Here is a 13,157-nt window from a genome sequence, read left to right as displayed (position 1 = left end):
GAACCTGGACCCGGACCAGACCGGGCCTCAGTCCGTCACCTCGATCTCGTACCGGTTCGTCTCGACCCCCGCCGCCGTGACCACCTGCACCTCCACCCGCCCCGGCTCCACATCCACCGGCACCGGCACCGTCAGCACCGCGTCCGTGGGATTGCTGAACCCCCCGGACACCGGCACCAGCGGCACATGCACATGCACCGCCCCGATCCGCACGACCATCCGCGACAACCGGTCCGCACCCTGCGCCCCCGGCGCAACGAACCCCGCCCCCCGGATCTCGATGTCGTCCCCGGTCCGGATCGGCGCGTCCAGATCGCCCGCCTCACGGGACCGGACCACGGAGAGGATCACCGGCCGCCCGCCCTCGGCGTACTTCCCGGCGAGATAGGTCGCGGCCGACACCAGCACGAGCAGAGCCAGCCCCCACGGAAGATCGGGCAACTGCGACGGCCGCCTGGCCAGCCGCACCGCCGCGAACACCAGAGCGACCCCGCTGATCACGACGTACTGGATGTCGGCGAACGCGCCCCGCCCGGAATCGTCGGTCAGCAGGTCCGCGGCCCGCGGCCGGTCCGCGCGGAGCTTCTGGAGCCGCTGCCCCAGCACCCGCAGTCCCACCACCCGCCGCACCAGCACCGCGACCCCGCACACCACGGCGACGACGGTCACGACACCGGCGGCCCGGCCGAGTTCGAGCCCGGCGACGAGTTCGTCCCGGCGGCCGTGAGCCGAGGCCCCCGCCAGCTGTCCCACCAGCACGAGCACCGCGTACACCACGAGCAGCACCCAGCCGGCGGCCACCGCGCGGGAGGTGGAGAGCCGGTTGTCCTCACCGATGACCGGCGCCAGGGCCCCGCCCCGCGCCCGGTGCAGCCAGGCCGCCCCGCTCAGCAGTCCGGCCAGGACAACCGCGGCGAGCAGCCCCGCCGTCCGTGCCGGCGTCCAGCCCGCCCCGATCGCGGTGAGCGACTGCACGAGCAGGAGGACGACGACGGCGGCCCAGACGGTGTACGCGGTGTACCGCCACAGACGGCCGAGCCACGCCTCGCCCTCCAGACGGCCCCGCTCGGCGACGAGGTCCGCGGACTGGGTGAGTTCGTCGGACACCCACTGCCGTGAGGCGGAGGCGGAGTGCGCCACCCCGGCGGGCAGCCCCCGCCCGGACGCCAGCGCGTCCCGTTTGGCGAGGAACGCAGCGACGGCGCGCCGGTGCCCCGTACGCGCCCCGTGCGGGCAGTCCCCGCACGTACAGCCGCCCTCGTGCACGCCCGATCCCCCGCCCGGTTCCCCGCCGGCCCCGCCACCCCGGCCACCGCTCCGCCCGGCACCCGACCCGGCACCCGACCCGCCGCCCCCCGGCCCGGCACCGTGTCCCGTCTCCTGCACCGCCACGCCCGCTGCCGCCTTCCCGCGCCAGAAATGGCTCCGTAGAGCCGAAATGTCACCAATCTCCGGCCGCCGCGCCCCCACCCGGCAACTCTCCTGTGACGACAGCGAATTGTGCCGTACGGAACACCATGCGATGCGCCAGGCCGGCTCGGCGCGGGTGAAGCGAATACTCCCCCGTTGACCCGGCTGCGACAATTCGTCCATGGCCGAGATCATCCAGCGCGACGGCGGCTGGGCCTTCGACGGCAGCACGGTCAGGATCACGCCCGGACTGCACCGCAGCGTGCCGCTGTTCCGGCAGACGTACGGGGAGATCTCCGTTCCGCTGGAGGCGGTGGCCGGCGTCGTCCACGAGGCGGAGCGCAGGCGCGGCCGGCTGCGACTGCGGCTGCGCGAGGGCGCCGACCCGCTGCTCCAGGCGACCGGGGGCCGGCTGCCCGACGCGGCGGACCCCTACAGCCTGTCGGTCGGCACCGACCCTTCCGGGGTCGCCGAGTACCTGGCCGAGGAGATCCGCCGCGCCCTGCTCCTCGACCGGATTCCCAGGGAACCGGCGGGGGCGTATCTGCTTCCGGGGCCGCCGGTCCCGGTGTCCGTACGCTCCAGCGACGGCACGGTCTCCTTCGACGGGACGCGGGTGCGTATCGACTGGGCGGACACCTCGGACCGGGTCAAACGCGCGACGGGGCCGCGGATCATCGACCTGGACGACGTGGTCCGGGTCGAATGGCTGCCCAACTCCGGCCACGGGGACGGTTTCCTGCGCTTCGCGACGCGTGGGACGGAGTGCTCCGCGCTGCCGCCGGAGAAGGACCCGTACGCCCTCGATCTGTGGGGCAGCCCCCGCCGCGACCTGCTCACCGCGCTGATCGCCACGGCGGTCACGGCGCGGCTGCCGCATCCCTCCACCCGCACCGGGGCGGACGCGGGACGGCCCCGGCAGGCCCCGCTGGTGCCGTCGCAGTCCGACCACCACGACGTACTGCTGCGCCGGCTGCGGGAGTTGGGCGAGCTGCGCCGTGACGGCGTCCTGACGGACGAGGAGTTCACCGTGACGAAGGCGGCGATCCTCCGGGGTTTCCACCAGCGGCACCCCACCGACCGGGAAGCGCCTGGGGGAGCCGTCACGGAACCCGGCGGACGCCGCCGCCGCGGGACTAGCTGAGAAGGTCCGGCTCGCTGCGGCTGATGTCCTGCCAGAGCGGCTGGTAGTTGATCCACGCCACCAGGTCGCCGCCGAGCTGTTCGCGGGTGGCGACCGCCAGCTTGTGGTCGATGAGGACGGGCCGGCCCGCGGCCTTCGCGGTGAGCTGGACCTGGCTCGACCGCTCCATGGACAGGAACCACCAGGCCGCCGCGTCCACCGAGTCCCCGACGGTCAGCAGTCCGTGGTTGCGCAGCACCAGCGCCTTGCGGCTGCCCAGCGCGGACGCGATCCTGCGCCCCTCCTCGGCGTCCACGGCGACTCCGGTGTAGGCGTCGTACAGAGCGTGGTCCTCGTAGAAGGCGCAGCTCTCCTGGGTGATCGGGTCGAGCAGGTCGCCGAGGGCGGCGAGCGCGCGGCCGTGCACGGAGTGGCAGTGGGCGACGGCGACGACGTCGGGGCGGGCCGCGTGGACCTGGGAGTGCACGGTGAACGCCGCCTGGTTCACGTGGTACCGGCCCTCGATCACCTGGCCCTCCTGGTTGGCCATGACCAGGTCGCCCACGGTGACGTGCTTGAACGGCATGCCGAAGGGATTGACCCAGAAGCAGTCGCTGTACTCGGGGTCGCGCGCGGTGATGTGCCCGGAGACGCCGTCCTCGAAGCCGAGCCGTCCGAACAGCCGCAGCGCACCGGCCAGCCGCTCCTTGCGGTGGCGTCGCTCGTCGTCGGTCGACTCGTGCATCGGCGGCATGGCGAAGCGCAGCTGGTCGGTCGGGCGGGGCAGCGGCGGAGTGGACCCGTGCATCTGTCCTCCAGCACTGGCGTGTTCGGTACGAGCGGAAGTTACCCGGGGTCAGCGCAGGAGAACAGGGGTGTTCCGTGAGAGAAAAATGTGGAACGCCGAGGAACACAGGCCATACCCGACAGGAGATGTCGGGTATGGGCGCCAGACTCGGTGCCATGAACTGGGCAGCCCTCTCCACCGCCGAACCGGCCTTCGCCGGCACCGTCGAACAGCGCTTCGGCGCCTTCACCCATCACGTCCTCGCGACCCTTCGCAAGGACGGTTCGCCCCGCACCTGCGGCATCGAGGTGCGCTTCCTCGACGGCGAGCTGTGGCTCGGCATGATGCCGGACTCGCTCAAGGTGCTCGACCTGCGCCGCGACCCGCGTTTCGCGCTCCAGGCGAACCCCGGGGCCGGCACGGACATGGGCGGCGGCGACGTACGGATCAGCGGGCGGGCCGTCGAGGTGGGCGACGGCGTCCCCGCCAAGGCCGCGTACGTGAAAGAGGTGGAACCGCCGGAGCCGTTCCACCTCTTCCGCACCGAGCTGACGGAGGTCACGCGGACCTACGTGGAGGACGACACGTATCTGGTCGTCCAGGTCTGGAAGCCCGGCGTGCCGGTGCGCACGCTCAGGCGGACCTGAGGCGGGAGGGTCACTCCCGCCCCTGGGAGGACTACTCCCACTCGATGGTGCCCGGGGGCTTGCTCGTCACGTCGAGCACGACGCGGTTGACGTCCGCGACCTCGTTCGTGATGCGGGTCGAGATCTTCGCCAGCGTCTCGTACGGCAGCCGCGACCAGTCGGCCGTCATGGCGTCCTCGCTGGAGACCGGGCGGAGCACGATCGGGTGGCCGTAGGTCCGGCCGTCGCCCTGGACGCCCACGCTGCGCACGTCCGCGAGCAGGACCACCGGGCACTGCCAGATCTCGCGGTCGAGACCGGCGGCGGTGAGTTCCTCGCGGGCGATGGCGTCGGCCTGGCGGAGCAGGTCGAGACGCTCCTTGGTCACCTCGCCGACGATGCGGATGCCGAGGCCGGGGCCGGGGAACGGCTGGCGCTGGACGATCTCCTCGGGCAGGCCGAGCTCCTGGCCGACCATGCGGACCTCGTCCTTGAACAGCTTGCGCAGCGGTTCGACGAGCTGGAACTCCAGGTCCTCGGGCAGGCCGCCCACGTTGTGGTGGGACTTGATGTTGGCGGTGCCGGTGCCGCCACCGGACTCGACCACGTCCGGGTAGAGCGTGCCCTGGACCAGGAACGCGACGTCCTCGCCCTCGGCGGCCTCGGCGATGATCTCCGCCTGGGCCTGCTCGAAGACGCGGATGAACTCGCGCCCGATGATCTTCCGCTTCTCCTCGGGGTCCGAGACGCCCTTGAGCGCGGTGAGGAAGCGCTCCTCCGCGTCCACGACCTTCAGCTGCACGCCGGTCGCGGCGACGAAGTCCTTCTCGACCTGCTCGGTCTCGCCCTGGCGCATCAGACCGTGGTCGACGTACACACAGGTGAGCTGGGAGCCGATGGCCTTCTGCACGAGGGCCGCGGCGACCGCGGAGTCCACGCCGCCGGACAGCCCGCAGATGGCGCGCTTGGTGCCGACCTGCTCGCGGATCAGGGCGACCTGCTCGTCGATGACGTTGCCGGTCGTCCAGGACGGGGTGAGACCCGCGCCGCGGTACAGGAAGTGCTCCAGGACCTGCTGGCCGTGCGTGGAGTGCATGACCTCGGGGTGGTACTGGACGCCGTAGAGCTTCTTCTCGTCGTTCTCGAACGCGGCGACCGGGACGACGTCCGTGGAGGCCGTGACGGTGAAGCCCTCGGGGGCGGCGGAGCAGGCGTCGCCGTGCGACATCCACACCGGCTGCTCGTCCGGGGTGCCCTCGAACAGGGTGGAGCCGGACTTCGAGACGTGCAGCGGGGTACGGCCGTACTCGCGGGCGCCGGTGTTGTCCACCGTGCCGCCGAGGGTCGTGGCCATCAGCTGGAAGCCGTAGCACATGCCGAAGACGGGGACTCCGGCCTCGAAGATCTCGCGGTCCAGGCGCGGTGCGCCCTCCGCGTAGACCGACGAGGGACCGCCGGACAGGATGATCGCGGCCGGGTTCTTGGCGAGCATCTCCTGGACCGGCATGGTGCTCGGCACGATCTCGCTGTAGACCCGGGCCTCACGGACGCGACGGGCGATGAGCTGGGCGTACTGCGCACCGAAGTCGACGACCAGGACGGTGTCGGTGGCGGCGGGGGACGCTTCTGGCACGGTCTGCCTTCCGGCGGTGAGCAAAAGGGTGTGTACGGCCGATTCTACCGGGGGCCGCGGTGGGCCCGGCCCCCGCGGGGTTACGGGGGCCGCGGCGGGCCCGGCACCCCCGGATGCCGGAGGCTCCGGCGGACCCGGCGCCCACCGGACATCGGGGCTGCGGCAGACCTGGTGCCCAGCGGGTTCCGGGCCTCCGGTCTCACCATCCGAACCGGCTTGGCCGGCGCCGCCGCGGGCGTGCATACTGCCGTCATGCTCACGCACACGACCTTCCTGTTTACCTATGGCAACCGGCCCACCGGCTGCCATGGTCGTGCCGCTTGAGCAACTGACAAGCGACTTCCCAGGCGCCCCGGGCCGACAAGGCCCGGGGCGTCTGCCGTTTCCGGGCCCTGCCGCTCCGGGGCACCCCTTCCACCGAGGAGCCCCACCATGGCCGACGTACTCGGCAAGACCGGCGCCCGCACCGACGAGGCCGCCGATGTGATCACCGGTGCCCGTGAGCGCATCGACGCCCTCGACGACCGGATCATCGGTCTCGTGCAGGAACGGATGGCCGTCTCGGCCGTGATCCAGGAGGCCCGGATCACCTCGGGCGGCCGCCGGGTGAACCTGTCCCGCGAGATGGAGGTTCTCGGCCACTACCGGGACGCGCTCGGCAGGCCGGGCACCTCGCTGGCCATGACCCTGCTCGAACTGTGCCGCGGCCGGATCTGAGCCGCGCCGCCGGGGGCACGGCCCGCGTACCCGGCGTACGCACGTACGCATCGCCTCTCACCCGTACGGCGCGTATCCGGGGCGGTGCGGGCTTCGTTTCTTCAGGTGTCCGTGTCAGCCAGGGGCGGGCCCGAAAGAACCACGCGTGGCTTCACTGGAGCGATGAGACGTACGGATCGTGCCGTACGTCGTGGGACCTCGCTCCAGGTCGTGCGACCGGACGGCAGGGGACAGCAGCCCGGTCGCTCAAGGGAACGGTCGGCCCCGGGGACGCCCGGGGCCGCCCGACGGAAATCTTTCCGGACCGTCGTCGGGTGCGCGCCCCCATGGGACGTGGCGCGCGGCCCGGCCGCTCCCGTGATCAGCGGCGCATCCCCCGACGCCGCTTCGAGGCACCGGCCCGCCCTGACGCCGGTGCTGTCGGAAGAAGGGCCCCGCGGACATGTGTCCCGCGGGGCCCTTCACCGTGCCCGGGCCCTTCACCGTGCCCGGGCCCTTCACCGGACCCGGGGGGCCCGGGAACGGACGCCGTCAGGTGCGGGACACCGTGCCGCAGCCGGCCGTCGAGGCGTCGCGCAGATCTCGGCTGCGGTCGTACGGGTCGACGGCCGGGCCGGTCGGCGACGCGCTGCCGGACGGGGAGGCGGTGGACATGGCCGACACGAACTGCGGGTGCAGGAAGCCGTCGTAGACGTCGCAGGCCGAGTTGCCGATGTTCTCGTCGTAGTGGCGGATCACCAGCTTGCCGGGGGTGACCTGGAACTTCCTCGGGTCGGAGAACGCCACGTCGAGGACGCGGCGGACGATGGTGCGGGTCACCTCGGCCTTGTTCCCGTGCACCGGGGACACCGGGTAGACGAAGGTGTAGTCGGCGTGGACGGCGACGGCGGCGTCCTCGCCCGCCTTGAAGGTGATCCGGCCGCGCACCTTGACGACGTCCCCGACCAGGGCCACCTCCCGGGAGTCGAAGCGGCTGAAGAGATTCAGCGGATCGTGCTTCCTGTCCGGTGCGCGCAGCATGCGGTTGACGTCGTCGAGCATCCGGGGCTGCTTGGGGTCGATGACGGACAGGGCCGTGTCCGGACGTCCGCCGCGCACGGTCGCCGGTTCGAGGTTCGCTCCGACGAGCAGCTTCTTGGTCTGCCGCAACGCGGTGGCCACCTGCTCCTTGGTGAGCGAGCCGACCGGGGCGGCCTTCGGGACGATGATCGCGTCGGCGCCGTCGGCCCACCGCTCGGCGGGCGATCCGGCGAACGGCCTCTTCCTGGCGGGTGTCGAGGAGTCCCGGGCGGAGGGCGCGGCGGTCGGGGCCGCGGTCTCCGCGGGCAACTGGGGCCCGGCCGCGGCGGACTTGGCCGAGGAGCCGAAGAGGCCGCCCGGCAGCAGGGACGGCTTCATCGCGACGACGGCCACGGCGACGGCGAGGGGGACCCCGAGGACCGCCCACACCCTGCGGCGCCGTGCCGCGCGGCCGTCCATCTCGCGCCAGGCGGGGCCCGTCCGCCAGCCCTCGGGCTGCGCGGCCGGCCGCGGGTCCTTCTTCCGGGCGCCGCGCCGGGCGGCCCGATCGGCCTCCCGTTCGTCCTGAAGGCGCAGACGTTCCGTCACCATGCGCGCACGGGCGGACGGTTCCTTGGGGGCCGAGGCGCGGATCTCGCGTTCGCTGTCGCGCGCGAAGCGCTCCCACACATCGTCAGGAACGGTAGGTTCCCCGGTCTCCCCGGGCTGCTGATCAGACACGACGCCCTTTTTAAGCGTCTCGAACGGGCGTGCGCAAGGCGCACACGGATGTGACCCAGCCCACATAAGAATCCGGTGAGAAGCAGGACAACCATTCCAGGGCCCCGCCGGTCTCATCTCCAGAACCAACGGCCACATCCGCGCTTGCACGCGGGGGTGCCCCGCCAACCAAACGCCATAATCGCGCCGCGAGTTCACGGCGCACTGGACTTCCGAGGTCTTCATGAAGCTTCGCCGTGCCATGGCCACTGCGGCCGCGACGGCTGCCATAGCCCCGCTCGCGTTGCTGTCGGTCGCGCCGGCCGCGTTCGCGGATGAGAGCCCGTCCCCGAGTGCGAGCGTGTCAGAGTCCGCGTCCGAGTCGGCGTCGCCGAGCGCGTCCGCGTCGGCCCCGGAGCCGGGCAACTCGGCTTCGGCCACCGCGTCGGCGTCCGCCGGCACGTCCGCGTCCGCCCCGGCCCCGAGCGGCTCCGCCTCGGCGTCGTCGCCCGCGCCGAGCGCCTCCGCGTCCGCGTCGGCGTCGGAGTCCCCCGAGCCCGAGCCCTCCGAGTGCTCGGACTCCAAGGTCGACGTCTCCATCACGGGCCTGCCCGGCAAGATCGCGGCGGGCAGCGGCTGGCACAAGTTCTCCCTGAACGTCCTGAACAACTCCGACTCCACCCTGAGCGACCTCGGCTTCTTCGCCGGCGCGTCCTCCGACAAGGCGGGCGAGGACCTCTTCCAGAGCAAGAAGGTCCAGCTCCAGGCGTACAACCCGGACGACAGGACCTGGGAGGACGTCGACTCCGAGGGCTACGCGGTGGGTTACGTCGGCTACACCGACTCCCTCAAGCCCGACTACGAGGTCGACATCCCGCTCCGCATCAACGTGCACTCCAGCGCCCCGGTCGGCGCGGGCTTCTCCCTCGGCGCCAGCATCTACGGCGACGCCGACGCGGAGTGCACCGGCTACGGCGAGGTCGCGTACAAGTTCCAGATCGTCTCGTCCGGCACGGACACCGGCGGCACCAAGCCGCAGGAAGGCGGCAAGGTCCCGGTTTCGGACAAGCCCGCCGACAAGAGCAGCACGCCGCAGGTCGACGGCAGCCTCGCCGCGACGGGCTCCAGCTCCGCCCTGCCGATGATCGGCCTCGCCGGCGGTATCGCCGTCGTCGCCGGCGCGGGCGCGCTGGTCGTCGTCCGCCGCCGCAAGTCCGGCGCGAGCGCGTAGCACCGAGGCTCGGCACGGCACGACCGACGCGCACGTCGGGCGCGTACGAAGAGCACGTACGAAGAGAAGGACCTGCGCTCGGAGGGGGGCGCAGGTCCTTCCTTTCGTTCCACGGGCCTCCTCGGCGGCCGGGGCCGCGGCCGCCGGGGCCCTACGGCTTCGGGGGCATCGCGGGCATGCCCAGGAACGGCAGCCGCAGCGCGCCGAAGGCGTCGGCGGGGACGGCGGGGCTCTGCGGCTCGACCGCCTTGAGACGCTCGTACGAGGCCCCCGGGGCCGGTCGCGGATCGGCCTCGCCCTTGTTGGGCCAGAACGACATCGCCCGCTCGGCCTGCGCGGTGATGGTGAGCGACGGGTTGACGCCGAGGTTCGCGGAGACGGCGGCGCCGTCGACGACGGAGATGCCGGGGTACCCGTGGAGCCGGTGGTACGGGTCGATGACACCCGCCTCCGCGTCGGCGCCGATCGGGCAGCCGCCGAGGAAGTGCGCGGTCAGCGGAGTGCCCATCAGCTCACCGACGTTGCTGCCCGGGAAGCCGTTGATCTCCTCGGCGAGCACGGAGGCGGCCCGTGAAGCGGCCTCGATCTGCTTGGGGTTGGGGGCACCGTGTCCCTGACGTGCCGTCAGGAGGCCCTTGCCCGCGCCCTTCGGCTTGAGGTACGTCGTCAGCGAGTTGTCGAGCGACTGCATCACCAGCCCGATGATGGTGCGTTCGGACCAGCGGCGGTTGGAGAGCGACCTGAGCACGAGCAGCGGATGGCGGGCCGCGTTGACGAACCATCCGGCCACCCTCGACGAGCCCTCGGCGTAGGGGACCTGGAGGATGGACATGCCGCCCATCGCGTTGGAGCCCTTGCCGTAGCGGACGGGTTCGATGTGGGTGTCCGCGTCCGGGTGGATCGAGGACGTGATGGCCACGCCCCGGGTGAAGTCGGCGTTGCTCCCGTGCGCCTTGCGGTAGCGGCGGTCGTCGGTCTGCGCGCCCACCAGCGCCTCGGAGTTGGTGCGGGTCAGCTCACCGAGCCGCTTCGAGAGATACGGCAGCTGCCCTCCGGCCTTCATGCGGTGCAGCAGCGTCTGGGTGCCGTAGGTGCCGGCCGCGAGAACGACCCGCCGCGCGGTGAACGTCCGCCCCTCCCCCTTGCGCCGGTCGTCCGTCGGCAGGGTCTGGACGGCGTAGCCGCCCCGCGAGTCGTCGGTGAGGGACACGACGGTCGTCATGGGATGGACGACCGCGCCCGCCTTCTCGGCGAGGAAGAGATAGTTCTCGTTGAGGGTGTTCTTGGCGCCGTGGCGGCAGCCGGTCATGCACTCGCCGCACTCGGTGCAGGCCTTGCGCGAGGGCCCGGCACCACCGAAGTACGGGTCGGCGACCTCCTCGCCGGGCCGCGCCCCGGCGGACCCGTCCGCGTCCTGCCCGTCGCCGAAGAAGACACCGACGGGCGCCATGTGGAAGGTGTCGCCGACCCCCATCCGCTCCGCGGCGGCCTTGAGGTGCACGTCCGAGGGGGTCGTGGTGGGGTTGAGCCGCACGCCCAGCATGCGCCGGGCCTGGTCGTAGTACGGCTTCAGCTCCTCCTCCCAGTCGGTGATGTCCTTCCACTGCGGGTCCTCGAAGAACGGCTTCGGGGGGACGTAGAGGGTGTTGGCGTAGTTGAGCGAGCCGCCGCCCACACCCGCCCCGGCGAGCACCATCACATTGCCCAGCAGATGGATGCGCTGGATGCCGTACATGCCGAGCCGGGGGGCCCAGAGGTAGTTCTTGAGGTCCCAGGAGTTCTTGGGCAGGGTGTCGCGGGTGAAGCGCCGGCCGGCTTCGAGGACACCGACGCGGTACCCCTTCTCCGTCAGCCGCAGGGCGGTGACGGAACCGCCGAAGCCGGAGCCGACGACGAGGACGTCGTAGTCGTACGTTCCCTCGTCGTCGTGCGTACCCTCGTCCGGCTGTTCCTGGACAGAGCTCTCCTGTGACACGTGCCGCTCTCCTCGTTGAGAACCGTCAAGAACCGTTCGAGAACCGTGGGGATCCGGTCATGGGACCGCGGGCTACCGCAGCCGGAAGGCCTTCATCACCTTCAGGCTCCGGCTCATGAACGCCGCGTACTTCTCGTCGTCCATGCCGAGCGAGGGCGCCATCGGCAGCAGCCTCTGGTGGGCGACCGTCTGCGCCTCGGTGTACTTGAGGATGCCCTCGGAGCCGTGCCGGCGGCCGAGACCGGAGTCCTTCATGCCGCCCATCGGCGACTGGACACTGCCGTACGCGGGCGCGTAGCCCTCGTTGACGTTCACGGTGCCGGTGCGCAGCCGGGCCGCGATCGCACGGCCGCGCCGCCCGTCCTTCGTCCAGACGGACGAATTGAGGCCGTACGACGTGGAGTTGGCTCGCTCGACGACCTCGTCCTCGGTCGCGAACCGGTAGATGGAGACGACGGGCCCGAAGGTCTCCTCGGCGCAGACGGCCATCGGGGCCTCCACGCCGTCGAGGATGGTGGGCTCGAAGAAGTACGGGCCGACGTCGGGCCGGGCGACCCCGCCGGCGACGACCGTGGCCCCCTTGGCGACGGCCTCCTCGACGTGCCGCGTGACGGTCTCCAGCTGCCGCTCCCCGACCAGCGAGCCCATGTCCGCCCCGAAGGCGAGGGACGTGCCGAGCCGCATGGCCCTGGTCCTGGCGGCGAACCGCTCGATGAAGGCGTCGGCGACCGACTCGTGGACGAACAGCCGCTCGATGGAGATGCAGAGCTGGCCGGCGGAGGAGAAGCAGGCGCGGACGGCGCCGGCGGCGGCCTTGTCCAGGTCGGCGTCCTCCAGGACCACCATGGCGTTCTTGCCGCCGAGTTCGAGGGAGACACCGACGAGCCGGGCGGCCGCGCCCTGGGCGACCTCGCGGCCGGTGCGGGTCGAGCCGGTGAAGGAGACGTAGTCGGCGTGCCGGACGACCTCGGGTCCGACGACCGGTCCGTCGCCGATGACGACCTGGAAGACCTCGGCGGGCAGTCCCGCCTCGATCAGCAGGTCGCGCGCCCACAGGGCGGTCAGGCAGGTCTCGGTGTCGGGCTTCATGACGACCGCGTTGCCCGCGACGAACGCCGGGATCGCGTCGCCGACGGACAGCTCCAGCGGGTAGTTCCAGGGCGCGATCTGCCCGACGACACCGCGCGGGTGCCGCAGTTCGGTGACCTTGGTGAGGGTGGGCATGGCGCCCGCGTGGCGCTTGGGACGCAGGTACGAGGGTGCCTTGAGCCCGTAGTGCCGGGCGGCGATGAGGACGGCCTGGATCTCCTCGTGGGCGTGCAGCCGGGTCTTGCCGGTCTCCAGCTGGATGAGGTCCAGGACCTCGGCCTGCCGGGCGAGCACGAGGTCGTGGAAGCGGAGCAGGACGGCGGCGCGGCGCCGTACCGGGGTGGCCGCCCAGGCGCTCTGCGCGGTACGGGCCCGCTCGAAGGCCTTCTCGACGTCCTCCGGGGTGGACTCGGGGACGTCGGCGAGCTTCTCGCCGGTGAACGGTGTGTGGTTGGCGGTCCGCCCGGATCCCGCGACCCCCTTGGTGAGCTGCGCGACGAGCTCGGGGGTGACCACGTCGGCGGCGGTGCGGGCGCCTGCCGGCGAGGGAGCGATCGGGTTGGTGCCGAGGGCCGCGGGGGGGGCGGGCGTCTCCGCGACGGCCGGCGTTTCGGCCACGGCTGCGGCGGGCGTCTCCGCGACGGCCGGCGTTTCGGCCACGGCCGCGGGCTCCGGGGCTACGGGCGTCCCCTCGGGGTTCGCCGTGTCGCCCGCCGTGTCCGCGTCGGCGGCGGACGCCAGGTCCGCGTCCGTCGCGGCGGCCACGCCGACCGCTGTGTCGGTACCGGCCGCCTCGTCGGCGCCGGTGCTTTCCGTGGCCTGCTCCGCGGCCTGCGAGTCCGTCATG

10 protein-coding genes are annotated in these 13,157 nt (G+C 72.2%); 4 read left to right on the top strand and 6 right to left on the bottom strand.

Annotated elements, in window-relative coordinates; genetic code table 11:
- Positions 1 to 27: 27 nt before the first annotated feature.
- Complete coding sequence (locus WJM95_RS19655) at positions 28 to 1,266, bottom strand: hypothetical protein (protein WP_339130998.1); 1,239 nt, start codon at positions 1,264 to 1,266, stop codon at positions 28 to 30.
- 325 nt (positions 1,267 to 1,591) lie between these two features.
- Between WJM95_RS19655 and WJM95_RS19650 the strand changes: the two genes are divergently transcribed.
- Positions 1,592 to 2,554 (top strand): DUF4429 domain-containing protein, encoded by a 963-nt coding sequence (locus tag WJM95_RS19650; protein ID WP_339130997.1) that lies wholly within the window; start codon positions 1,592 to 1,594, stop codon positions 2,552 to 2,554.
- Here the strand turns inward: WJM95_RS19650 and WJM95_RS19645 are convergent.
- Positions 2,547 to 3,341 carry a class II aldolase/adducin family protein gene (locus tag WJM95_RS19645; RefSeq protein ID WP_339130996.1) on the bottom strand — a complete coding sequence of 265 codons (795 nt, stop codon included), beginning with the start codon at positions 3,339 to 3,341 and terminating at the stop codon, positions 2,547 to 2,549. The genes WJM95_RS19650 and WJM95_RS19645 overlap by 8 nt on opposite strands.
- A 155-nt stretch (positions 3,342 to 3,496) precedes the next feature.
- Here WJM95_RS19645 and WJM95_RS19640 point away from each other — a divergent pair, with 155 nt between their 5' ends.
- On the top strand, positions 3,497 to 3,967 hold the full coding sequence (locus WJM95_RS19640) for a pyridoxamine 5'-phosphate oxidase family protein (RefSeq protein ID WP_339130995.1): 471 nt from the start codon (positions 3,497 to 3,499) through the stop codon (positions 3,965 to 3,967).
- A gap of 31 nt (positions 3,968 to 3,998) precedes the next feature.
- On the opposite strand, the gene guaA is transcribed toward WJM95_RS19640, so the two are convergent.
- A complete protein-coding gene (guaA, locus tag WJM95_RS19635; protein ID WP_339130994.1) occupies positions 3,999 to 5,579 on the bottom strand; it encodes a glutamine-hydrolyzing GMP synthase in 1,581 nt (526 codons plus the stop codon).
- A 432-nt stretch (positions 5,580 to 6,011) separates the two neighbouring features.
- Between guaA and WJM95_RS19630 the strand changes: the two genes are divergently transcribed.
- Positions 6,012 to 6,296, top strand: coding sequence for a chorismate mutase (locus tag WJM95_RS19630; RefSeq protein WP_339130993.1), 285 nt, complete (start codon positions 6,012 to 6,014; stop codon positions 6,294 to 6,296).
- Positions 6,297 to 6,827: 531 nt separating this feature from the next.
- On the opposite strand, the gene WJM95_RS19625 is transcribed toward WJM95_RS19630, so the two are convergent.
- Positions 6,828 to 8,036, bottom strand: coding sequence for a hypothetical protein (locus WJM95_RS19625; protein ID WP_339130992.1), 1,209 nt, complete (start codon positions 8,034 to 8,036; stop codon positions 6,828 to 6,830).
- A 340-nt stretch (positions 8,037 to 8,376) separates the two neighbouring features.
- Here WJM95_RS19625 and WJM95_RS19620 point away from each other — a divergent pair, with 340 nt between their 5' ends.
- Entirely contained in the window at positions 8,377 to 9,246 is an 870-nt protein-coding gene (locus tag WJM95_RS19620) for an LPXTG cell wall anchor domain-containing protein (RefSeq protein ID WP_339130991.1), read from the top strand.
- Positions 9,247 to 9,397: 151 nt separating this feature from the next.
- Here the strand turns inward: WJM95_RS19620 and WJM95_RS19615 are convergent, their stop codons facing one another.
- Together WJM95_RS19615 and WJM95_RS19610 are read right to left on the bottom strand one after the other, a co-directional pair.
- A complete protein-coding gene (locus tag WJM95_RS19615) occupies positions 9,398 to 11,221 on the bottom strand; it encodes a GMC family oxidoreductase (RefSeq protein WP_339130990.1) in 1,824 nt (607 codons plus the stop codon).
- 72 nt (positions 11,222 to 11,293) lie between these two features.
- Entirely contained in the window at positions 11,294 to 13,156 is a 1,863-nt protein-coding gene (locus WJM95_RS19610; RefSeq protein ID WP_339130989.1) for a succinic semialdehyde dehydrogenase, read from the bottom strand.
- Between the last annotated feature and the right edge of the window lies 1 nt (position 13,157).

It is taken from the genome of Streptomyces sp. f51 (assembly GCF_037940415.1).
Taxonomy (GTDB): Bacteria; Actinomycetota; Actinomycetes; order Streptomycetales; family Streptomycetaceae; genus Streptomyces.
The sequence above is the reverse complement of the archived record's forward strand: the minus strand, read 5'-3'. Positions and strand labels throughout refer to the sequence as shown.

Bases quoted from the DNA above. Each gene is read 5' to 3' on its own strand.
- WJM95_RS19650 (WP_339130997.1), top strand. From the start codon at position 1,592: ATGGCCGAGATCATCCAGCGCGACGGCGGCTGGGCCTTCGACGGCAGC.
- WJM95_RS19645 (WP_339130996.1), bottom strand. From the start codon at position 3,341: ATGCACGGGTCCACTCCGCCGCTGCCCCGCCCGACCGACCAGCTGCGC.
- WJM95_RS19640 (WP_339130995.1), top strand. From the start codon at position 3,497: ATGAACTGGGCAGCCCTCTCCACCGCCGAACCGGCCTTCGCCGGCACC.
- WJM95_RS19630 (WP_339130993.1), top strand. From the start codon at position 6,012: ATGGCCGACGTACTCGGCAAGACCGGCGCCCGCACCGACGAGGCCGCC.
- WJM95_RS19610 (WP_339130989.1), bottom strand. From the start codon at position 13,156: ATGACGGACTCGCAGGCCGCGGAGCAGGCCACGGAAAGCACCGGCGCC.